The sequence below is a fragment of the Micromonospora xinjiangensis genome (genome assembly GCF_056150165.1).
Genome location: NZ_JAXCFO010000005.1, coordinates 1 through 20,588, shown reverse-complemented (window position 1 = coordinate 20,588; position 20,588 = coordinate 1). Strand labels below are relative to the sequence as shown.

General features: G+C 73.7%; 21 protein-coding genes. 12 read left to right on the top strand and 9 right to left on the bottom strand.

Annotated features, from left to right (window positions below; all coding sequences use genetic code 11):
- Window positions 1-5: 5 nt before the first annotated feature.
- The 6 genes from mug to SM573_RS18980 all read right to left on the bottom strand — a co-directional run bounded on the left by mug (window position 6) and on the right by SM573_RS18980 (window position 4,466).
- Window positions 6-605, bottom strand: coding sequence for a G/U mismatch-specific DNA glycosylase (gene mug, locus SM573_RS19005; RefSeq protein ID WP_474616903.1), 600 nt, complete (start codon window positions 603-605; stop codon window positions 6-8).
- Between the two features lie 80 nt (window positions 606-685).
- Window positions 686-1,447 carry an SDR family oxidoreductase gene (locus tag SM573_RS19000; RefSeq protein WP_474612446.1) on the bottom strand — a complete coding sequence of 254 codons (762 nt, stop codon included), beginning with the start codon at window positions 1,445-1,447 and terminating at the stop codon, window positions 686-688.
- 24 nt (window positions 1,448-1,471) lie between these two features.
- A complete protein-coding gene (locus SM573_RS18995) occupies window positions 1,472-1,936 on the bottom strand; it encodes an SCO6045 C-terminal-like domain-containing protein (protein ID WP_474616902.1) in 465 nt (154 codons plus the stop codon).
- Window positions 1,937-2,049: 113 nt separating this feature from the next.
- Window positions 2,050-2,868, bottom strand: a complete 819-nt coding sequence (locus SM573_RS18990; RefSeq protein ID WP_474612447.1) for an MbnB/TglH/ChrH family RiPP precursor modification enzyme — start codon at window positions 2,866-2,868, stop codon at window positions 2,050-2,052.
- Window positions 2,865-3,776: a TIGR04222 domain-containing membrane protein gene (locus SM573_RS18985; RefSeq protein ID WP_474612448.1), complete on the bottom strand. Its 912-nt coding sequence runs from the start codon at window positions 3,774-3,776 to the stop codon at window positions 2,865-2,867. Before SM573_RS18985 ends, SM573_RS18990 begins: the two co-directional genes overlap by 4 nt.
- A 117-nt stretch (window positions 3,777-3,893) precedes the next feature.
- Window positions 3,894-4,466 carry a TetR/AcrR family transcriptional regulator gene (locus tag SM573_RS18980; protein ID WP_474612449.1) on the bottom strand — a complete coding sequence of 191 codons (573 nt, stop codon included), beginning with the start codon at window positions 4,464-4,466 and terminating at the stop codon, window positions 3,894-3,896.
- A 97-nt stretch (window positions 4,467-4,563) separates the two neighbouring features.
- On the opposite strand from SM573_RS18980, the gene SM573_RS18975 reads away from it, so the two are divergent.
- The 3 genes from SM573_RS18975 (at window position 4,564) to SM573_RS18965 (ending at window position 7,258) form a co-directional block, all read left to right on the top strand.
- Complete coding sequence (locus SM573_RS18975) at window positions 4,564-5,427, top strand: carbon-nitrogen hydrolase family protein (protein ID WP_474612450.1); 864 nt, start codon at window positions 4,564-4,566, stop codon at window positions 5,425-5,427.
- A 55-nt stretch (window positions 5,428-5,482) separates the two neighbouring features.
- On the top strand, window positions 5,483-6,127 hold the full coding sequence (locus tag SM573_RS18970) for an HAD family hydrolase (RefSeq protein WP_474612451.1): 645 nt from the start codon (window positions 5,483-5,485) through the stop codon (window positions 6,125-6,127).
- Between the two features lie 198 nt (window positions 6,128-6,325).
- Window positions 6,326-7,258, top strand: coding sequence for a serine protein kinase RIO (locus SM573_RS18965; protein ID WP_474616720.1), 933 nt, complete (start codon window positions 6,326-6,328; stop codon window positions 7,256-7,258).
- Between the two features lie 48 nt (window positions 7,259-7,306).
- Here SM573_RS18965 and SM573_RS18960 read toward each other — a convergent pair whose 3' ends face one another.
- Window positions 7,307-7,561 carry a DUF2630 family protein gene (locus SM573_RS18960; RefSeq protein ID WP_474612453.1) on the bottom strand — a complete coding sequence of 85 codons (255 nt, stop codon included), beginning with the start codon at window positions 7,559-7,561 and terminating at the stop codon, window positions 7,307-7,309.
- A gap of 429 nt (window positions 7,562-7,990) precedes the next feature.
- On the opposite strand from SM573_RS18960, the gene SM573_RS18955 reads away from it, so the two are divergent.
- The 7 genes from SM573_RS18955 (at window position 7,991) to SM573_RS18925 (ending at window position 15,996) form a co-directional block, all read left to right on the top strand.
- Window positions 7,991-9,322, top strand: a complete 1,332-nt coding sequence (locus SM573_RS18955; RefSeq protein ID WP_474612454.1) for a cytochrome P450 — start codon at window positions 7,991-7,993, stop codon at window positions 9,320-9,322.
- A 1-nt stretch (window position 9,323) separates the two neighbouring features.
- On the top strand, window positions 9,324-10,217 hold the full coding sequence (locus SM573_RS18950; protein WP_474616719.1) for a terpene synthase family protein: 894 nt from the start codon (window positions 9,324-9,326) through the stop codon (window positions 10,215-10,217).
- Entirely contained in the window at window positions 10,214-11,836 is a 1,623-nt protein-coding gene (locus SM573_RS18945; protein WP_474616718.1) for a prenyltransferase/squalene oxidase repeat-containing protein, read from the top strand. Before SM573_RS18950 ends, SM573_RS18945 begins: the two co-directional genes overlap by 4 nt.
- A 144-nt stretch (window positions 11,837-11,980) precedes the next feature.
- Window positions 11,981-14,506: a sensor histidine kinase gene (locus SM573_RS18940; RefSeq protein WP_474612457.1), complete on the top strand. Its 2,526-nt coding sequence runs from the start codon at window positions 11,981-11,983 to the stop codon at window positions 14,504-14,506.
- A gap of 92 nt (window positions 14,507-14,598) precedes the next feature.
- Window positions 14,599-15,021 carry a roadblock/LC7 domain-containing protein gene (locus SM573_RS18935; RefSeq protein ID WP_474612458.1) on the top strand — a complete coding sequence of 141 codons (423 nt, stop codon included), beginning with the start codon at window positions 14,599-14,601 and terminating at the stop codon, window positions 15,019-15,021.
- Window positions 15,022-15,026: 5 nt separating this feature from the next.
- Window positions 15,027-15,413, top strand: a complete 387-nt coding sequence (locus SM573_RS18930; RefSeq protein ID WP_474612459.1) for a DUF742 domain-containing protein — start codon at window positions 15,027-15,029, stop codon at window positions 15,411-15,413.
- Complete coding sequence (locus SM573_RS18925) at window positions 15,394-15,996, top strand: GTP-binding protein (protein ID WP_474612460.1); 603 nt, start codon at window positions 15,394-15,396, stop codon at window positions 15,994-15,996. The genes SM573_RS18930 and SM573_RS18925 overlap by 20 nt, the downstream gene beginning before the upstream one ends.
- 89 nt (window positions 15,997-16,085) lie before the next feature.
- Here SM573_RS18925 and SM573_RS18920 read toward each other — a convergent pair whose 3' ends face one another.
- Window positions 16,086-18,941 (bottom strand): aconitate hydratase, encoded by a 2,856-nt coding sequence (locus SM573_RS18920; protein WP_474612461.1) that lies wholly within the window; start codon window positions 18,939-18,941, stop codon window positions 16,086-16,088.
- Between the two features lie 156 nt (window positions 18,942-19,097).
- Here SM573_RS18920 and SM573_RS18915 point away from each other — a divergent pair, with 156 nt between their 5' ends.
- A complete protein-coding gene (locus tag SM573_RS18915) occupies window positions 19,098-19,454 on the top strand; it encodes a VOC family protein (RefSeq protein ID WP_474616717.1) in 357 nt (118 codons plus the stop codon).
- Between the two features lie 78 nt (window positions 19,455-19,532).
- Window positions 19,533-20,174 carry a DedA family protein gene (locus tag SM573_RS18910; protein WP_474612463.1) on the top strand — a complete coding sequence of 214 codons (642 nt, stop codon included), beginning with the start codon at window positions 19,533-19,535 and terminating at the stop codon, window positions 20,172-20,174.
- Window positions 20,175-20,338: 164 nt separating this feature from the next.
- Here SM573_RS18910 and SM573_RS18905 read toward each other — a convergent pair.
- On the bottom strand, window positions 20,339-20,588 hold a 250-nt coding region (locus SM573_RS18905), incomplete at its 5' end, for a C39 family peptidase (RefSeq protein WP_474616716.1).

Below are 20,588 nucleotides of genomic sequence, written 5' to 3'. Positions count from 1 at the left end.
GCCGGTCAGAGCGCGGTCGACGCCTGGCGCAGCTCGGCGAAGGCGGCGCCCAGGCTCTCCGGGGTGAAGTGGGCGTTCAGGCCGCTCGGGTTGGGCAGCACCCAGAGCCGGGCGTCGGCCAGCCGCTCCGGCTGGGCGCCGAAGGTGGCCTTCGGTCGGGCGAACCCGATCCGGTAGGCGGTCACCCCGACGACGGCCACCCAACGGGGCTGGTACCGGGCGACCTTGTCCCGCAGGATCCGCGCCCCGTCGACCAGTTCGGCGGCGGTCAGCTCGTCGGCGCGGGCACTCGCCCGGGCCACCATGTTGGTGATCCCGAGCCCGTACCCGGGCAGCTCGTCCTGCTCACTCGGGTGCAGCAGCCGAGGGGTGAAGCCGCCGCGGTACAGCGCCGGCCAGAACCGGTTGCCCGGCCGCGCGAAGTGCCAGCCGGTGGCCGCCGACCAGAGGCCCGGGTTGATGCCCACGAAGAGCACGTCGAGCCCGGGCGCGATGACGTCGGGGAGGAGGCGGTCGGCGGCGGCCGCGAGCTCCTCCCTGGTGGGCCGGGGATAGCGGCCGGACGGCCCCGCCGCCGAGGCGGGTCGACGGTCGGACGAGGGCAGCGAGCCCGGTCGGCGGTCGCCGGGCGCGCCGGCGCCCGGACGCGACCGGCCGGGCCCGCGCCCACCGGGCGGATCCGTGTTCACAGGCCGCGCAGCGCGCCGCCGTCGACGGGAATGGTGATCCCGGTGAGGTAGCTGGCGGCGGGGGAGAGGACGAACGCGGCGACGCGACCGAACTCGGCGGGGTCGCCGATCCGGCGCAACGGAATGCCGGCCTCGATCTCGACGAGGGCCAGGCCGGGGTCGCCGGCGGCGGCCAGCAGCTCCCGGTTGCGGTCGGTGAGGATCCGGCCGGGGAGCAGGCCCACGACCCGTACGCCGCGGGGCCCGCACTCGTCGGCGATGTCCTTGGCGGCGCCGACCAGGCCGGGGCGCAGGCCGTTGGAGATGCCCAGCCCGGGCACGGGGCTGCGGGCCGACGTGGAGAGGACCAGCCCGATCGCGCCGCCGTCGGTGAGGTTGGCGGTGACCTCCCGGACCATCCGGATGGTGCCGAGGAAGATCGTCTCGAACGACGTGCGCCACTGCTCGTCGGTGACCGTCGCGGCGCTGCCCGGAGGCGGGCCGCCGACCGAGACGAGCGCGCCGTCGAGCCGGCCGAAGTGCTCCGTGGCCGCGGCGACCAGGCGCGCCGGTGTGCTCGGGTCGCCCAGGTCTGCCGTCACCCCGACCGCCCGCTCCGGGCCGCCGAGCCGCTGGGCGGCGGCCGCGACCGCGTCGCCGTCCCGGGCCGAGAGCACCACGCGGGCCCCGTCGGCGACCAGGCACTCCGCGGTCGCGTAGCCGAGGCCGCGGGAGGCGCCGGTCAACACGTACACCCGTTCGCTGAGTCCGAGATCCATGCTGCCGATCCTGCCGTACGGCGGTCAGCGACGGCGACCCGCGGTGTCGGGGGCGTCGCGGCGGGCCGGACGCAGCAGTCGTACCCGACCGGCGAGCTGCACGGCGAGGGCACCGCCGGCGCGGCCCAGCGCGGGCAGCCGCCGGGGTCGCGGCGGGCGGCTGCCGTCGTAGCGGGCACGGGCCTCCCGGAGGGCCAGCTCCTCGGCGCCCAGTGGCGGCAGGGCGCCCTGGTCGCGCAGCGCGCGGGCCAGGTCCCAGCCGTCGCGCAGCGACCCTCCGGTCGGCCGGTCGGCCGCCCAGCCGGCGAACGTCGCCGGCCAGGCGTCGCCGAGCGAGGCGGCGAGCAGCGGCCAGTGCCGGGCCACGTCCCCGGCGCGTTTGCGCAGCAGCGCGGCGCGTGCCGCGGCCAGCGGCCCCGGTGCGAATCCGGGCGGGACCGGAGCGCCGGCGACCAGCGCGGCGACCAGCTCCGCCTGCCGTGCGGCCAGGTCTTCCGACCGCTCCGCCCCGCCGGCCCGCCGGGTGGCCGGGTCGACCGACCGCTCCGCCCCGCCGGCCCGCCGGGTGGCCGGGTCCGCCGGCCGGGGCCGTCCCGTGGCGCTCACGTCACCACCGGGAAGCCCGCCGCGGTCGCGAGGGCGTCGAGCTCGGCGCGGAGCACGGCGGCCGGTGGGTAGGCGCCGTCGCGTTCGAGCAGCAGCGCCGGTGGCCGCCGCCGGGCGCAGAGTTCGCCGACCAGCTCCAGCACGGCGGACGGCACCGGGTCGGTGTGCGTGTCGTGGTAGTAGCCGCCGTGCTCTGCGCCGCCGGCCACGTGCGCGTACGCGACGCGCTCCAGCGGAAGCCGGTCGAGCAGGTCGAGCGGGTCGCCGCCGCGGTTGCGCGCGTTGGCGTACACGTTGGCGACGTCGAGGAGCAGCAACGCCCCGGTGCGTTCCAGGATCTCGGTGAGGAAGGACGCCTCGTCGAGTTCGTCGTCGGGCCAGTCGAAGAGCGCGGCGATCGGCTCCAACGCGATCGGCACGGGCAGCTGCTCCTGGACCCGGGCCACGTTGGCGCAGACCACGTCGACCGCCGCGCGGCTGCGCGGCAGCGGCAGCAGGTGCCCGGCCTCCAGCCCGCCGGCCCGGACGAAGGCGATGTGCTCGCTGACCAGCGGCGCGCCCGCCAGCTCGGCCACCGCGGCGAGGTGGGCGACCCGGGCGGGTTCGACCGGTTCCGCGCCACCGAGGGAGAGCCGCACCCCGTGCGGTACGACGGTCACGCCCCGCGTCCGCAGGTCCGCGAGCCCCGGCGGCAGCGGACCGGACGCGTCGAGCGACTCCGCCACCACCTCGACGAAGCGCAGCCCGGGCAGCTCGGCGACGAAACCGGCGATCTCGGGACGCCAACCGATGCCGACACCGGTCGGGCCGGTCATCCGCCGCACCCGCCTCCGCCGCACCCGCCCCCACAGGAGCTGCCGCCGCCGCAGGAGCTGCCGCCCCCGTCGCCCGAGCCACCGCCGCCGGTGTAGCCACCGCCGCCCGTCATCGCCTGCCGCTGGATCTCGGCCTGCTCGGCGAAGCCCGGGTCGAGCGCCCAGAGCGACGCGGTGCCGAAGAGCGCGACGCCCATGGCCGCGCCGGCCGCGCCGTACGTGGCGTAGGCCGGGGCGGACGACGGGGCGAGGTGGACGTGCTGGCGGCGCAGGTCGCGAAGGGCCCGCCGGCCGGCCGGGGTCACCCGCGGCACGCGGCCCAGGAACAGCAGGATCACGAAGAGCGGCACCAGGCTGAGCATCAGGTAGCCGGTGGGTCGACCGTTGGTGAGGCCGATGAACGCCCGCACCCCACCGACGATGAGCAGCACGATCAGGGCGTACGCGGGGCGCTGCGCGGAGGCGCGCTGTGCCGGCGACACCAGCAGGCCACGCTCTTCGAGACCCGCGCGCAGCTCGTCGAGCGCGCGGCTCACCCGCTGGTCCTGCCGCAGCTCACGGACGCGGGCCCGCCGACCGGCGGCCTGGTGGACCGCCCGCTCCAGCGGGGTGACCCCGGCCGGCATCGGCCCGGTCACCGTCAGCCGACGGTCGGTGCCGACGCCGATCGCCTCGCTGCCGCGCAGGCCACCGACCGCGGCGTGCACCGCGAGCGCGTCGCCTCCGTTGAGGTACGCCGCCTGTTGCGGACCGATCGGCCGGGTGTCGGCGTCACGGGAGCCGGCGAAGAGCCGGATCCGGTGCACCACCGCGAGGACCACCACGATGGCGGCCGCGGCGAGGTAGAACCGGAGGAACGTCGGGCCGGGGATGCCCCAGGTGTCGCCCGTGGCGGCGAGATCGGTCATCGGTCGCTCCTTCACCGGGAGGGTCGGCGGCACCATTGTGGAGCAGGCCCGCCATCTCCACGGCCCCGGCGTCCGCCGTGCACGTCGACACGGGGCGTGCCCGGGTGTCGACGCGGTTCAGCGGCGGCGTACCGCCTCCTCGACGAGGTCGAGCACCGGCCCGAGGTCGCCGGCGGGGCGCCCCATCGCGAGGTGCAGCACCAGGCCGTCGTAGGCGAGTTCGAGGAACTGGGCGAGCACGTCGATCGGGACGTCCTCGCGCAGGACGCCGGCGTCCCGCTGCCGGGCCAACCGCTCCCGGGTGGCTTCGGCGATCGCCGCGGACCGCTCGGCCCAGCGGCGGGCGAAGGCGGGATCGGTCCGCAGCCGCCGGGACACCTCCAGCTGGGTGCCCAGCCACCCTGTGGTGTCGGGCGACATCGCCCGGGCCAGCAGGTCCCGCATCACCTGGACCAGACCGTTGCGGGCCACCGTCTCGACCATCGCCACCGCGTCGTCCTCGGCGACGGCGAGGAAGAGCGAGTCCTTGTCGCGGAAGTGGTGGAAGATGGCTCCGCGGGAGAGCCCGGTGGCCTCCTCGAGCCGGCGCACGGTGGCGCCCTCGTAGCCGTGCCGGGCGAAACACGCCCGAGAGGCGGCGAGGATCTCCTGCCGCCGCGCGTCGAGCTGGTCCTGGCTTACTCTGGGCACGCCTCGATGGTCCCAGCTGACCTCGGGTGATGCAAACCGTACGTACGGCTTGGGATTGCGATCGTGCGGTGTCGGTGCGCCGGTCTACCATCGCCCCGTGACGCCACCCCCCGCCACCGCGCCTCCCGCGCCGCTGACCGTCGCCACCGTGCAGGCGGAGCCGGTCCCCGGAGACGTCGCCGCCAACGCGGCCACCGCAGCCCGCCTCGTCGCCCGGGCCGCCGGCATGGGCGCCCGGATCGCCGTGCTGCCCGAGCTCTTCCTGCCCGCCTACCACCCGCCGGCCCTCGCGGCCGACCCCGCCGCCACCGACGTGGCGGCCTCCGCGGACCGGGACGTCACCGACCCGCGCCTGGCCCCGCTGTGCGCCGCGGCCACCGCCGGCGGCGTGACCGTCGTGATCGGCGCGGCGGTCCGCCACCCCGACGGGCGGCGGACCATCTCGTCCCTGGTCGTCGACCGCGGCGGCGCGGTGCGGGTGGGCTACGACAAGCAGCAGCTCTGGGGCAGCGAGCGGGCGCTGTTCAGCCCCGGCACGCGGGGCGCCACCCTGCTCGTCGACGGCTGGCGGTTCGGGCTGGGCATCTGCTACGACGGCTGCTTCCCCGAGCACGGCCGGGCCGCCGCGGCCGACGGCGCGCACGGCTACCTCTGCCCGAGCGGCTACCTGGCCGGGTCCGAGCACCGGCGCGACCTCTACTACGCGGCCCGGGCGCTCGACAACACCATGTACGTCGTGTTCGCCAACTCCTCCGGCGGTGCGGACCCGTGGCGGTTCAACGGGGGCGCCGCCGTCTACGACCCGGAGGGGCGGCCGCTGGCCCGCGGCGCCGACACGGGTGAGGAGGTGCTGACCGCGACGCTGGAGCCGGCCCAACTGGCGGCCACCCGGGCGGCGCACTCGATGCTCCTCGACCGGCTTCCCGACCAGGGGTCCACCCGGCTGTCGCTGGTGGGTTGAGGAGTTCACACAACGGATCTGTCGGCGGACCGCCCCGGTCCCGTAGGGTGCCCGAGTGCCACTGCTCCTCCTGGACCTGGACAACACCCTGCTCGACCGGGCCGGGCCGTTCCGCACCTGGGGGCAGCGCTTCCTCGACCGCGTCGGCGCGCCCCCCACCGACATCGACTGGCTGCTGTCCGTCGATGCCGACGGGCTGACCGACCGCTGGGACGTGGCCGACGCGATCCGGGACCGCTACGGGTTGCGCATCCCCTCGATCGACCTGGTCGAGGAGCTGCACGACGGCCTGGTGGCGCACACCCGGCTCGACCCGTTGATCGCGTGCGCGCTGCGGATCGCCGACGAGGCCGGCTGGGTGCCCGTGGTGGTCGCGAACGGCACCGTGCGCCAGGAGGAAGCCAAGATTCGTAAGACCGGGCTGGACCGGTACGTGGCCGACTGGGTCCTCTCCGAGGAGGCTGGGGTCAGCAAGCCGAACCCGCGCATCTTCGCGCTGGCGGCCCAGCGGGTCCGGATGCCGCTGCGCGGCGCCTGGGTGGTCGGCGACAGCCCGGAGGCGGACATCGGGGGCGCGACGGCCGTCGGCCTGCCCAGTGTCTGGCTGCACCGAGGGCGTACGTGGACCGACGACCGTTTCCGGCCGACGCGTACGGCGGACGGATTGATCGCCGCCGTCGCCACCGTGCTGGCGCGCTAGAGGTTCGCCGCCCGCACGCCAGCGGCCGCCACGTTGCCGTCGTAAATCGGTTGACCGTGCCCCGGCGGCCGGCGAGCATGGGTCCCGCATCGTGCACCCGGGCGTGCGCCCGGTCGAGGAGAGGGGGTCGGTCATGGCCGTCTTCGCAGGTCGTTCCCACCTGCCTCCATCAGCCTCGAACAAGGGACAAGCACCGCAGTGCGCGATTACGACTCTCCGGCGCAGGAGCGCCGGACCCGCGGCAGGCGCCGCTTCGACGACGACGAACCACAGTTCCTGAAGGGCGCGCGGCGGCCCGAGCCGCTCGCGGAACCCGACGACGAACCCGACCCGGAGACCGGCGAACGCTGGTCGTCCTGGGACGATGCCGTGCACGGCCCGGAGCCACACCCCGCCTGGCTGGTCACCGAGCTGGCCGCGAAGGACGTCGACCTCGGCGTGCTCAAGACGGGCAAGGAGGCCGACGTCCACCTGGTCCGCCGGGCGGTGCCCGGGACCGACCGCTCCTGCCTGCTGGCGGCCAAGCGCTACCGGGACGCGGAGCACCGGCTGTTCCACCGCGACGCCGGCTACCTGGAGGGGCGGCGGGTACGCCGCTCCCGGGAAAACCGGGCGATGGCCGGCCGCACCGCGTTCGGCCGGCAGATGATCGCCGGGCAGTGGGCGGCCGCCGAGTTCGCCGCGCTGACCCGACTCTGGGAGATCGGGGCCACCCACGGCACGATCGCCGTGCCCTACCCCGTGCAGCTGCGCGGCACCGAGCTGATGCTGGAGTTCCTGGGCGACGCGGAGGAGGGGCGGGCGGCGCCCCGGCTGGCCCAGCTGCGGCCGGACGCGGCGGGCCTGCGTGACCTCTGGAGCCAGCTGGTCGACGCGCTGGTCGTGCTGGCGCGTGCCGGGTACGCGCACGGGGACCTGTCGCCGTACAACCTGCTGGTGCACGGCGACCGGCTCGTCATGATCGACCTGCCCCAGGTGGTCGACGTGGTGGGCAACCCGCAGGGGCCCGAGTTCCTGGCCCGGGACGTACGGGTGGTCAGCACCTGGTTCGCGGCGCGAGGGCTGCCGGCCGACCTGGTCGACCCGGCCGCGCTGACGGGGGAGTTGCTGCGCGAGGCGGGAATCCGCTGAGCCAGGCGGACCGGGCGGCGGTACACCCGCCCGGTCCGCCCGCCCGGGTCACTGCAGGTAGCGTTCGACCTCGGGCTTGGGGCGTACGCCCTGGGCGTCGGGGTCGCCGTGGGTGGACCGGGCGGCCCGGCGGCGGCGCAGCAGGTCCCAGCACTGGTCGAGGGACTCCTCCAGCTCGCGCAGGCGGTTCTGGGCCTCCTCGTCGGTGCCCTGCTCGTGGGCCTGCGCGGCCGCGCGCAGCCGGTGTTCCTCGTCGACCAGCTCGGAGATCCGGTTCAGGATGGTCTTGTCGTCCATGACCATGAGCCTGTCACAGGGTGCCCCAACCCGTGCTGGTTCCCCTCCCCCCGCCTGACGGCCTCCCCGCCTGCCGGCGCCTACCCCCTGGCGGTGCGGTGATCAAGAGGGTGGCGTCATGAACCGGCCCGCGCATGACGCGAACTCTTGATCATCGCAATGGGGGCGAGGGCGGGGGCGGGGCGGCGGGGGCGGCGGACGCCGTCCGCGGGATCTGCGAGATGCGTCACTGGCGTCGAGGCGATTACCAGGGACGCGTTTCTCGACCATGAAAATTTCTCTGCGCGCGACTGGTGAAGGTTGACGCCGCAATGGCATGCTCGCCTGAGTCATGACTCCACATAGTCGGACCACGACGGACAGTACCCAAAAGGGGGTTCCGCGCAGGTGCAATCGGAAGATTCCGGGAAGTTCCGCACTCGACGAGCGCGCACGGTGCCGCTACACAGGATGGTGCCGAGCCTGCTCCGTGACCCGGCCCGCGCGCTGATCGGCGTCGGCAACCGCACCGGCGGGGAACTCGTCCGGCTCAACCTGGGCTCGTTCCGGCCGTACCTGGTCACCCACCCGCGCCACGTGCAGCACGTCCTGCGCGAGCGGTCGGACAACTACGAGCGCGCCGGCGACGGCCTGTTCTGGCGACCCGTGAAGCGGCTGTTCGGCGAGGGCATCCTCGGCGAGGGGCAGATCTGGTCGGCCAGCCGGAAGATGCTCCAGCCGATGTTCACGGCCAAGCGGGTCGAGGCACTGGTCGACGGCATGGCCGAGGCGATCCGCGAGGCGGTCGACGAGCTCGACGAGCCGTCGCGGGACGGCCGGACCGTCGACATCGGAGCCGAACAGGCCCGCATCGTCTGCCGCGCCATCATGAAGGTGCTCTTCGGCGACAAGATCTCCGTGCCGGACGCGATGCGGGTGGTCGACGCGCAGGACGTCATCGCCACCGCGGTGATCCCACGGATCGTCGTGCCGTTCGCGCCGCTCTCCGTGCCGATGCCCGGCGACCGGCCGTTCCGCCGCGCCAAGCGGATCGTGGACGACGTCCTGCTGCCGATCGTGCGCGCCTCCAAGGCGAACGCCGAGGAGGGCGACGACGTCATCTCCACGCTCTGGCGGGCGCGCACCGAGGACGGCCGTCAGCTCAGCGAACAGCAGGTACGCAACGACACGGTGGCGATGTTCGCGGCCACCACCGAGACCACGATCAACGTGCTCACCTGGCTGTGGCCGCACCTGGACGAGCGCCCCGACGTCGCCGAGCGGCTGTACGACGAGATCGCGCGGGTGGTGGGCGACGGGCCCGTCCGGCGGGAACACCTCGACCACCTGCCGTACACCCGGATGGTGCTGGACGAGCTGCTGCGCCTCTACCCGATCGGCTGGATCATCCCGCGGCGCGCGGTGGCGGACGACGTGATCGACGGTGTGCGGGTGGAAGCCGGCGCCACCATGGTCGCCAGCCCTCTGATCACCCAGCGGATGACGGCGTTCTGGGACCGCCCGGACGAGTTCGACCCGGACCGGTTCCTCCCGGAGCGGGTCCGTGCCCGGCACCGCTACGCCCACTTCCCCTTCGGCGGCGGGCCGCACCAGTGCCTCGGCATGTACCTGTTCTATCTGGAGGCGCAGCTCATCCTCGCCACGATGCTGAGCCGCTACCGGTTCCGGCTGCGCCGCTCCGGTGTGCCGGGCCTGCGCCTGGCCGCCGCGTTGCGGCCGCGTACCCGGGTGGAGCTGACGCTCACCAGCATGGCGGACGCGGCCTGACATGACGACACACCGAGCAGACGACGAGATCACGCTCGCCGCCGAGCAGGGCCGCATCTGCGCGCTCGCCGCGAAGGGGCAGCGCGACCTCCAGCGGCAGGCGGCCGCCCACCCGGAGCTCTTCTCCGCCCGTCCGTTCGACCCGGCCCTCTACAGCAGCATCGCCATGGCGATGGCCTTCAGCTCCCCCTGGTGCACGCCCGAGGAGCTGCGGTTCGCCAACCGGGCGGTGCTCTGGGGGTTCGCGCTCGACTGGCAGGTCGACTACCTCGCGAAGTCGCGTGAGGACGTCGACCAGGTGGTGGCCGACACGCTCGCCGTGGTCGACGGCGCGGCGCCGGCCGCGGAGGACCCGCTGGGACGGTTCCTCGCCGAGCTGCGCGACGAGCTGGCCCGCGCGCCGGGCTACGCCGACGCGCGGGGCGTCTGGCGGGACGCCGTCCAGCGCACAGTGACCGCGATGGCGCGGGAGTGGGACTGGCGGGAGTCCACGGCGGCCGGAGCGCCGCCGACCTACGAGAAGTACCTCGACAACGCCGACAACCTCGCCTGCACCGTGGTCAACGTCGCGCACTGGATCCGTACCGGCGACGCCGCCGTCCACCGTCGACTGCCGGACCTCGTCGACGCCAGCGACCGGGTGCAGCGCGTGCTGCGACTGGTCAACGACCTCGCCACCCACGACCGGGACCGGGAGTGGGGCGACCTCAACGCCATCACCCTCGTGGGGGACCCGGCGGAGGTCACGCGGCGCGCGGCCGAGCTGACCGACGGCGCCCGCAAGGCCCTCGCCGACCTGGCCGGCCACTGCCCGCGCGAGGCCACGTACCTGACCCGGCAGCTCGGCTACACCAGCGGTTTCTACGGTTCGACGGACTTCTGGGGCAGCCGATGAGCGGGAGCCGGTTCGAGGAGCGTTCCCCGCGCTCCGGTGGGGTGGGTGCCGTCCTGGTCGACCGGGCACCGGCGACCAGCCCGGCCGCCGCGCTGGTCGACGCGATGCTGGCGGAGCCGGCCGGGCGCTCGTCCCCGTCGGTCTACGAGACGGGACGGCTGGTCAGCCTGGCGCCGTGGCTCGCCGGGCACGGCGAGCGGATCGCCTGGTTGGTGCGGCGGCAGCGCCCGGACGGCGCGTGGGGCGGTCCCGGCGGCTACGCCCTGGTGCCCACGCTCAGCGCCACGGAGGCGCTGCTGACCGCGCTGCGTCGCGGCGACGACTGCCCCGTCGGACGGGACGCCGTCGCACACGCCGTATACGACGGACTCCGCGCGCTGCGCGACACCCTCACCGGTCCCGCCGCGCCGCGGCCGCCGGACCTGCCCGCGACGGACCTGATCGTGCCCGCCCTCACGGACCTGGTCGCCGAGCACCTCGACGCGCCGCCGGCGCACGCGGATCTCGCGCGCTGGCGGGGCGCCGGCCGGCTGCCCCTGCCCGACGGCATGGACCACCGGCGGCTGGACGGCGTACGCCTGCTGCTCGCCGCCGGCCGCCCCCTGCCGGAGAAGCTCGCGCACGCCCTGGAGGTGGTCGGGCCGGCCGCGCGACGGGCGGCCGGCTTCGGCCCGGTCGGACCGGGCACCGTGGGCGCCTCCCCGGCGGCGACGGCGGCCTGGCTCGGTTCCGAGCCCGACCCCGCCGAGCCGGGACGGCGCTACCTGGAGGCCCTGGTCCGGCAGTACGGGGGACCGGTGCCCTGCGCCAGCCCGATCACCGTCTTCGAGCGCTCCTGGGTGCTCGGCGCGCTCTCCCGGGCCGGCGTGCCGGTGCGGGTGCCCACCGTCCTGGCAGACGAACTGCGCGGTGCCCTCGGGCCGGCCGGCACACCCACCGGGCCCGGCCTGCCGGCCGACGCGGACACGACGTCGGTCACGCTCTACGCGCTGGCCCGACTCGGCCATCCGGTGGACCCGGAGGTGCTTCGGCCGTACGACACCGGCGCGCACTTCTGCACCTGGCCGGGGGAGGACGGCGCCTCCGTCACCACCAACGCCCACGTGCTCGACGCGCTCGGGCACCTGCTGCCGCACGGCGGGCCGGCCGCGCCCTGGCTCGGGTCGGCGGTGGGTCGGGTGACCGACTGGCTGGTGGCGCAGCAGGAGCCGGACGGCCGCTGGACGGACCGGTGGCACGCCTCGCCCTACTACGCGACCTGCTGCGCGGTGCTGGCCCTGGGCGAGTACGGCGGCTCCGATGCGGCCCGGCGCGCCGTCGACCGGGCGGCGACCTGGGTGCTGGCCGGCCAGCGGCCGGACGGCTCGTGGGGCCGCTGGGGCGGCAGCGCGGAGGAGACCGCGTACGCCGTGCAGACGCTGCTCGCCTCGGGACACCGGGGCAGCCCGTCAGTGGGCGCCGCCGTCGCGCGGGGAGCGGCCTGGTTGTCCAGGGTGGACAACACCGACGACGGGCCGGAGCTGTGGCACGACAAGGATTTGTACCGCCCGACCGTGGTGGTGCAGGCCGCGGTGGTTGCCGCGCGCTTCCTCGCCGACGACGGTGGGGCGGACGGCTGAGGGGCGCGTGACCTTAACCGGCAGAGCCATGATCAGGACCGCTTGAGTGAACTACCCGACACTGCTAGCGTGCGCCGGAGTCGATACGTGCACCGATACCCATGCTCGGGCACACATGACCAGATATCCGGCCAGGACGGTGTGATGGGTTCCCGCAGTACGAATCTCCGTACCAAAGTCGTTGCCCTGCTCGTGTCGCTGGTGGCGCTCTGGGCCTTCGCGGCATGGGTCACCGTCCGGGACGGGTTCAACCTGCTCGGCGTCCAGACCCTGAACGCCCGGGTCTTCGAGCCGAGCGACCCGCTGCTCGTGCAGCTGCAGAAGGAACGCCGGCTGTCGTTGGCCTACCTGGGCGGCCCGGACGCGGGGCAGCTGGAGGAACTCGCCGCGGAGCGGCGGCGCACCGACGGCTACGCCACCGCGTTCCGGGAGTCGGTGCGGGACTGGCGCACCGAGCTGCCGGCGAGCGAGCAGCTCGAGCGCCGGATCGACGAGCTTCTCACGGATCTGGACCGGCTGGGTGAGACCCGGGCCGGGGTCGACGCCCGCACCATCGACCGCGCCACGACCATGGCGGCGTACGTCGGAGTCATCGACTCGATCTTCCGCGTGTTCGACGCGCTCGGCGGTCTGGACGATCCGCAGATCGCCAAGGAGACCGCGGCCCTGATCAACCTCAACCGCGCCCGGGAGCTGCTGTCGCAGGAGGACGCCCTGCTCAGCGGGGCGCTCGCGGCCGGCCGGATCACCGTGGCCGAGCAGGCGCAGTTCGCGCAGCTCGTGGGCGCGCAGCGGTACACCACCGGGCAGACGGCGATCGACCTGGCGCGCGGCGACCGGGAACGTTACGAGCGGGTGGTCGCCGGGGACGTGTTCCAGCGGTTCCAGGCCCTGGAGAACGAGATCGTCCAGGCCCGCAACGTCCCCGGGCGCCCGCCGGTGCAGGCGGCCGAGTGGAACGACGCCGTCACGCCGGCCATGCAGAGCGTGCGCGACGTCATCATCGCCGGTGGCGAGGACGTGGTTTCCCGGGCGATGCCGGTCGCCATCGGCGTGATCGTGCGGCTGGTGCTCGCCGCCGGTCTCGGCCTGATCGCCGTCGTCGCCTCGATCATCGTCTCGATCACCACGGCCCGTGCCCTGCTGCGCCAGCTGGAGCGGCTGCGTGAGGCGGCCTTCCGCCTGGCCAACGAGCGTCTGCCCAACGTGGTGGAGCGACTCGGCCACGGCGAGGAGGTCGACGTGGCCAAGGAGGCGCCCCCGCTCGAGTTCGGCGACGACGAGATCGGCCAGGTGGGCAAGGCGTTCAACGTGGTCCAGGAGACCGCGATCCGTACGGCCGTCGAGCAGGCCGAGCTGCGCCGCAGCGTACGCGAGGTGTTCCTCAGCCTGGCGCGGCGGACGCAGGCGCTGGTGCACCGCCAGCTCACGCTGCTGGACGCGATGGAGCGGCGCGAGCAGGACGCCGAGGAGCTGGAGGACCTGTTCCGGGTCGACCACCTCGCCACCCGGATGCGGCGCAACGCGGAGAACCTGATCGTGCTCTCCGGTTCCACGCCGGGCCGGGCCTGGCGGCGCAACGTGCCGATGGTGGACGTGATCCGGGGCGCGGTCGCCGAGGTCGAGGACTACACCCGGGTCAACGTGCTGCCCATCGGTCGGGTGTCGCTCGCCGGCCGGGCCGTCGGCGACGTCATCCACCTGCTCGCGGAGCTCATCGAGAACGGCTTGTCGTTCTCCCCGCCCAACACCACGGTCGAGGTGCGCGGCCAGATGGTGGCCAACGGGTTCGCCATCGAGATCGAGGACCGGGGTCTCGGGATGAGCCCCGAGGACCTGGCCGCGGCGAACCACCGGATCACCGACCAGTCCGAGCTGAACCTCGCCACCGCCTCCCGGTTGGGGCTCTACGTGGTGAGCCGGCTGACCGAGCGGCACGGCGTGAAGGTGCAGCTGAAGGAGTCAGCGTACGGCGGCACCACCGCCGTGGTGCTGATCCCGGTCGACCTGGTCACCGACGCCGGCGACGACCCGGAGGTCTCCGGCGGCCTTCCGGCCGCCGCCCGGCCCGCCGCCGCACCCACCGAGACGGTGACCGCCGCCCCGGCCGTGGCGGCCCCGGCCGCCGCGCCGGTCGCCCTGGCCGAGCCGCCGGTACGCGAGGAGCCGGCGCCGCCCGCGCCGGACACCGACGAGAGTGGTGACGGAGGGACGTTGCCTACCCGGAACCGGAACGGTGGCCCGACCGAGCAGGGGTTGCCCACCCGCACGCGGCGGGGACCGGAGCCGCCGCAGGCGGCGCTGGAGGGCCCGACAGTGCCGACCGGCCTGCCGATGGCGGTGCCCCGCGCCGCGGCGGAGACGCCCGCGCCCACGCGGCCGGAGGGCGGCCCGCTCCCGTCACGGGCCGAGCCGTCGCAGACCGACTCGGGCCTGCCCGTGCGGGTACGCCAGGCGAACATCGTTCCCGAACTGCGTGACGATCCGGCCGCGGCCATCGCCGATGAGGAAGAGGAGATGGTGCGGCCACCGGAGCAGGTGCGCCGGATGATGAGCTCGTACCAGACCGGGACCCGCCGCGGACGGACGGAGGCCGCCCGCCTGCTGGGTGGCGACGACGCGGGCGAGCCCGGGGCGGGCACGGACGCTGACGAGCAGCGAGCGACCTGACCTGTGCCGGCGGTGCGGTGCCTCCGCCCGCGACGGAACGGTGAGGTCCAGACCAGAACGGCTACATGAGCCGTGGGAGAAGAGGACGACGAGTGGCCCAGAAGACGGCATCGGGTGCCGACCTGACGTGGTTGCTGGATGATCTGGTCGGCCGGGTGAAGCAGGCCGAGCATGCGGTCGCGCTGTCGACGGACGGCCTGTTGATGGCCTCCTCGCAGGGGCTCAGCCGGGACGACGGTGAGCACCTGGCCGCGATGGCGGCCGGAATTCAGAGCCTGGCCCGAGGTGCGGGCAAGCGCTTCGGTGGCGGCCAGGTGCAGCAGACGATCATTGAAATGCAGTCCTCGTTCCTCTTCGTCACAGCCGCCGGCCGCAACGCCTGCCTCGCGGTACTGGCCAGTGAGGACGCCGACGTCGGGCTGATCGCGTACGAGATGGCGATGCTCGTCACGCGGGTCGGCAAGCACGTGGCCTCGCCCACGCGGACGGCCGAGCAGCCGAGCGGCGAGAAGTAGCCGCGATGACAGTGCACGGGGAGCCCGCGGAGCACCAGTGGGTGGACGACCATGCCGGGCCGGTGGTGCGTCCGTACGCGGTCACACGTGGCCGCGCCCGCCCGGTCACCGGCACATTCGACCTGATCTCTCTGGTCACGGCGACCCGCGCCGACGTCAGCGCGGAAATCGGCCTGGGGCCGGAGCACGTGGCGATCGTGGGGCTGTGCCAGCGCATGCAGTCCGTCGCCGAGATCGCCGCCCACCTGGACCTTCCGGTGGGCACCATCCGGGTCCTGCTGGGTGATCTGGTGGCCCGCAACCTGGTCCAGGTCCGCGAGCCGCGCACCTCGGCCGGGCTTCCCGACAACAGTGTTTTCGAGGCGGTTATCAATGGACTACGGGCCCTCTGAGCGGCCGGCGGGAGCGACCCCACTGCCCACCGCGATCAAGATCCTGATCGCGGGCGGCTTCGGCGTGGGCAAGACCACCATGGTCGGCGCGGTCAGCGAGACCCGCCCGTTGCGTACGGAGGAGGTCCTGACCGAGTCCGGCGTCGGGATCGACGACCTGTCCGGGGTGGAGAGCAAGTCGACGACCACGGTCGCGATGGACTTCGGTCGCATCACCATCAGCGACGACCTCGTGCTCTACCTCTTCGGCACGCCGGGGCAGGACCGGTTCTGGTTCGTCTGGGACGAACTGGCGCTCGGCGCGATCGGAGCGGTGGTGCTCGCCGACACGCGCCGCCTGGCCGACTGCTTCCCCTCCATCGACTACTTCGAGGGGCGGGGGACGCCGTTCGTGGTCGCGGTGAACTGCTTCGAGGGGGCCAAGCAGTACCGGCTGGACGAGGTGCAGGCCGCGCTGAACCTGGACCCGGGTGTGCCGGTGCTGCTCTGCGACGCCCGCAGGCGGGAGTCGAGCAAGGAGGTGCTCATCACCCTGCTGGAGCACGCCATGAAGACCCGGGACGCACGCCGCGCGAACGGCTGATCGGTGCGCCGGGCCGAGCCGGGCCCGGCGCGCCGACGACGAACAGGGCCCCTCCCCGCCGAGCGGGAGGGGCCCTGGTGCGTGGTGCGTCAGGCGGCGATCATGCGGCGCAGCACGAACTGCAGGATGCCGCCGTGCCGGTAGTAGTCCGCCTCACCCGGCGTGTCGATGCGGACGACGGCGTCGAACTCGATGCCGCTGTCCGTGGTCACCTTGACCGTACGCGGCGTCGTGCCGTCGTTCAGCGCGGTCACCCCGGTGATGGAGAACGTCTCCGTGCCGGTCAGGCCGAGCGACTCGGCGGTCTCACCGGCCGGGAACTGCAGCGGCAGCACGCCCATGCCGATGAGGTTCGAGCGGTGGATCCGCTCGTACGACTCGGCGATGACGGCCTTCACGCCCAGCAGCATGGTGCCCTTCGCGGCCCAGTCGCGCGACGAGCCCGAGCCGTACTCCTTGCCGGCGAGCACCACCAGCGGGACGCCCGCGGCCTGGTAGGCCACGGAGGCGTCGTAGATGCTGGTCTGCTCACCGGTCAGGTGGTTGACGGTGAAGCCGCCCTCGACGCCGGGCACCAACTGGTTGCGCAGCCGGATGTTGGCGAAGGTGCCGCGGATCATCACCTCGTGGTTGCCGCGGCGGGAGCCGTACGAGTTGAACTCGTGCCGGGCCACGCCGTGCTCCGCGAGGTACTTGCCGGCGGGGGAGTCGGGCTTGATCGAGCCGGCCGGGGAGATGTGGTCGGTGGTCACCGAGTCGCCGAGCTTGGCCAGCACGCGCGCGCCGGTGATGTCGCCGACGGCCTTCGGCTCCCGCTCCATGCCCTCGAAGTACGGGGGCTTGCGCACGTAGGTGGAGTCACCGGCCCAGGCGAACGTGTCACCGGTCGGGGTGGGCAGGGACTGCCAGCGCTCGTCGCCCGCGAAGACGTCGGCGTACGCGGAGCTGAACCCGGTGGCGCCGATCGCCGAGGCGATGACGTCCTGGATCTCGGCGCTGCTCGGCCAGATGTCGCGCAGGAAGACCGGCTGGCCGGCGCTGTCCTCGCCGATGGGCTCGTTGGCGAGGTCGATGTCCATCGTGCCGGCCAGCGCGTACGCCACCACCAGCGGCGGGGACGCCAGGTAGTTCATCTTGACGTCCGGGTTGATCCGGCCCTCGAAGTTCCGGTTGCCGGAGAGCACCGAGACGACCGCGAGGTCGGCCTCGTTGACCGCGGCGGAGATCTCCTCCGGCAGCGGGCCCGAGTTGCCGATGCAGGTGGTGCAGCCGTAGCCGACCAGGTGGAAGCCGAGCTTCTCCAGGTACGGGGTGAGGCCGGCGCGCTCGTAGTAGTCCATGACGACCTTGGAGCCGGGCGCCAGGGTGGTCTTGACCCACGGCTTGCGGGACAGGCCGCGCTCCACCGCGTTGCGCGCCAGCAGGGCCGCGCCGATCATGACCTGCGGGTTCGAGGTGTTGGTGCAGGAGGTGATCGCCGCGATCACCACGGCGCCGTGGTCCAGCTCGAACTCGGTGCCGTCCGCGCCGGTGACCCGGATCGGGTTGCTCGCCCGCCCGCCGGAGCCGACCGCCGCGGTCTCCAGGTCGCGCGGGGCGTCGGCCGGGTCGGTCACGCCGTTGGCCGGGGAGTCGCTCGCCGGGAACGACTCGGCGCTGGCCTCGTCGGCGTGGCCCTCGACCCCGAACGGCTTCTCCTGTTGTGGCACGCCCGGCTTGCGGCCGCGGTCGCCACCGGTCTCGTCGGCGGCCACGTAGTCGGTCAACGCCGAGCGGAACAGCGTCTTGGCGCTGCCCAGCGGCACCCGGTCCTGCGGCCGCTTCGGGCCGGCGAGGGACGGTTCGATGGTGCTGAGGTCCAGCTCGAGCCGCTCGGAGTAGTCCGGCTCGGCGGCCGGGTCGTGCCAGAGGCCCTGCTCCTTGGCGTACGCCTCGACGAGCGCGACCTGCTGCTCGCTGCGGCCGGTCAGCTGGAGGTAGCGGATGGTCTCCCCGTCGATCGGGAAGATGGCGACGGTGGAGCCGTACTCCGGCGACATGTTGCCGATGGTGGCGCGGTTGGCCAGCGGCACGGCGCTCACACCCGGGCCGTAGAACTCGACGAACTTGCCCACGACGCCGTGCTTGCGCAGCATCTCGGTGATGGTGAGCACCAGGTCGGTGGCGGTGGTGCCGGCCGGCATCTCGCCGGAGAGCTTGAAGCCGACGACCCGCGGGATCAGCATGCTGACGGGCTGGCCGAGCATCGCGGCCTCGGCCTCGATGCCGCCGACGCCCCAGCCCAGCACGCCGAGGCCGTTGACCATCGTGGTGTGCGAGTCGGTGCCCACGACGGTGTCCGGGTACGCCTGGCCGTTGCGCTCCATGATCGTGCGGGCCAGGTACTCGATGTTGACCTGGTGCACGATGCCCGTGCCGGGCGGGACGACCTTGAACTCGTTGAACGCGGTCTGGCCCCAGCGCAGGAACTGGTAGCGCTCCTTGTTGCGCTCGTACTCCAGCTCGACGTTGCGGGCGAAGGCGTCCTCGCGACCGAACAGGTCGGCGATGACCGAGTGGTCGATGACCAACTCGGCGGGGGCGAGCGGGTTGACCTTGCTGGGGTCCCCGCCGAGGTCGCGGACGGCCTCGCGCATGGTGGCCAGGTCGACCACGCAGGGCACGCCGGTGAAGTCCTGCATGAGCACCCGCGCCGGGGTGAACTGGATCTCCACGCTCGGGTCGGCGGTGGGCTCCCACGCGCCGAGCTGGCGGATGTGGTCGGCGGTGATGTTCGCGCCGTCCTCGGTCCGCAGCAGGTTCTCCAGCAGGATCTTCAAGCTGTACGGCAGCCGGGCGTGGCCGTCCACCTTGTCGATCTTGAAAATCTCGTAGCTCGCGTCACCGACGCGTAGCTGGGTCTTCGCACCGAAGGTGTCGAGGCTCGCCACGTCGTACTCCTTCACACAGCGACCGTGAGTAGTCCTGAGCAGTCTGTCGCACCGGCAGGGGTGTCGCCGAGGTAAGGCAACACTTACCCGCATCCCGCGCTCAACCAAACCGTACGTCCGTCTTGCTATGAACGCAACCTCGTGCCACGCTGCGGTACGAGGAGGTGTTCCATGATCCACCATGTCCAACTCGCCTGTCCGCGCGGCTCCGAGGACGCGTCCCGCGCGTTCTACGTCGGTCTCCTCGGGATGACCGAGAAGCCCAAGCCGCCGGCGCTCGCCGCCCGGGGCGGATGCTGGTTCAGCGGGCACGGCGCGGAGTTGCACCTCGGGGTCGAGGACGACTTCCGGCCCGCCCGCAAGGCCCACCCCGCCCTGCTCCGCCCCGACCTGGGCGCCCTGGCCGTCCGGCTCGCCGCGGCCGGCGCCCCGGTGGTCTGGGGCGACGACGAACTGCCCGGGATGCGGCGGTTCCACACGGAGGACGTCCACGGCAACCGGCTGGAGTTCCTCGCCCCGGCGGAGTGACCCGCGCCGCGTCGTCGCACCTCGCCGCCCCCGTCCGGCCACGGGTAGCGTTCCAGGGCCGGACCGGGGAGGGTGGGCGTGCTCGACGTACAACACTGGCTCGTGGCTCTGCCGCCGCTGGCGGTCTACCTGACCGTCGCCGGCATCATCGGGGTGGAGAGCATGGGGGTACCGCTGCCCGGCGAAATCACCCTGCTCAGCGCGGCGCTGCTGGCCGCCACCGGGGTCGTCCGGCCCGAGTGGGTGGCGGCGGCCGCCGCGCTCGGCGCCATCGCCGGCGACTCGCTGGGCTACACGGTGGGCCGCCGGGGCGGCCGTCCGCTGCTCGCCCGCCTCGGTCGACGCTTCCCGCGACACCTCGGCCCGACCCAGCTCGCTCGCGCCGAGGCGACGTTCGCCCGCCACGGCGTGTGGGCCGTCTTCTTCGGCCGGTTCGTCGCGCTGCTGCGGATCCTCGCCGGGCCGCTGTCCGGCGCGCTGCACGTGCCGTACCGCCGGTTCCTGGTCGCCAACGCGGCCGGCGGCCTGGTCTGGGCGTTCGCCACCACGTACCTGCTCTTCCACCTCGGCCGGGTCGCCGAGCACTGGCTCAAGGACCTCTCCTGGGCGGGGCTCGCCCTGGCGCTCGCCGCCGGTGCGGGCAGCACCTGGTGGCTGCGCCGGCGCGCACACCCGGCCACGCCCGAGAACGACGACACCGTCTCGGCCGGGCCCCGATGAGACGAGCAAGGGCCGCCCCTGGTCGGGGTGGCCCTCCGCGTGCGGGCCGTCGCGGCCGCCGCGCCGGGTCGAGCTGAACGGCGACGTTCGCCTCGTGGAGACGCGGACAGGGCCGGCCCCCGTTGGTGGGGGCCGGCCCTTTCGGTTGGTGTGTGTTGCTCGGGTCAGCTGGCCGAGTAGCCGCGGGTGGCGATCCAGTCGGCCAGGTGGTCCACGCTCACCCAGTAGGAGGCGGTGGCCGGGTCGGCCGAGTCAGCGATCTTCACCTCGTGGCCGCCGTCGCGGTAGCCGACGACGCTGATGTAGTGCCCGCCTTCGAAGGAGTGGGTGTTGCCGTCGGTGTCGGTGGTGGTGCCGGCGATGTTGGCGACCACGGCGCGGCCGTCGTCGACGGTGCGGACGACGTCGTCACGC

Bases quoted from the DNA above. Each gene is read 5' to 3' on its own strand.
- SM573_RS18915 (WP_474616717.1), top strand. From the start codon at position 19,098: ATGATCCACCATGTCCAACTCGCCTGTCCGCGCGGCTCCGAGGACGCG.
- SM573_RS18925 (WP_474612460.1), top strand. From the start codon at position 15,394: ATGGACTACGGGCCCTCTGAGCGGCCGGCGGGAGCGACCCCACTGCCC.
- SM573_RS18950 (WP_474616719.1), top strand. From the start codon at position 9,324: ATGACGACACACCGAGCAGACGACGAGATCACGCTCGCCGCCGAGCAG.
- SM573_RS18930 (WP_474612459.1), top strand. From the start codon at position 15,027: ATGACAGTGCACGGGGAGCCCGCGGAGCACCAGTGGGTGGACGACCAT.
- SM573_RS18985 (WP_474612448.1), bottom strand. From the start codon at position 3,776: ATGACCGATCTCGCCGCCACGGGCGACACCTGGGGCATCCCCGGCCCG.
- SM573_RS19000 (WP_474612446.1), bottom strand. From the start codon at position 1,447: ATGGATCTCGGACTCAGCGAACGGGTGTACGTGTTGACCGGCGCCTCC.
- SM573_RS18960 (WP_474612453.1), bottom strand. From the start codon at position 7,561: ATGGTCATGGACGACAAGACCATCCTGAACCGGATCTCCGAGCTGGTC.
- SM573_RS18945 (WP_474616718.1), top strand. From the start codon at position 10,214: ATGAGCGGGAGCCGGTTCGAGGAGCGTTCCCCGCGCTCCGGTGGGGTG.
- SM573_RS18940 (WP_474612457.1), top strand. From the start codon at position 11,981: ATGGGTTCCCGCAGTACGAATCTCCGTACCAAAGTCGTTGCCCTGCTC.
- SM573_RS18990 (WP_474612447.1), bottom strand. From the start codon at position 2,868: ATGACCGGCCCGACCGGTGTCGGCATCGGTTGGCGTCCCGAGATCGCC.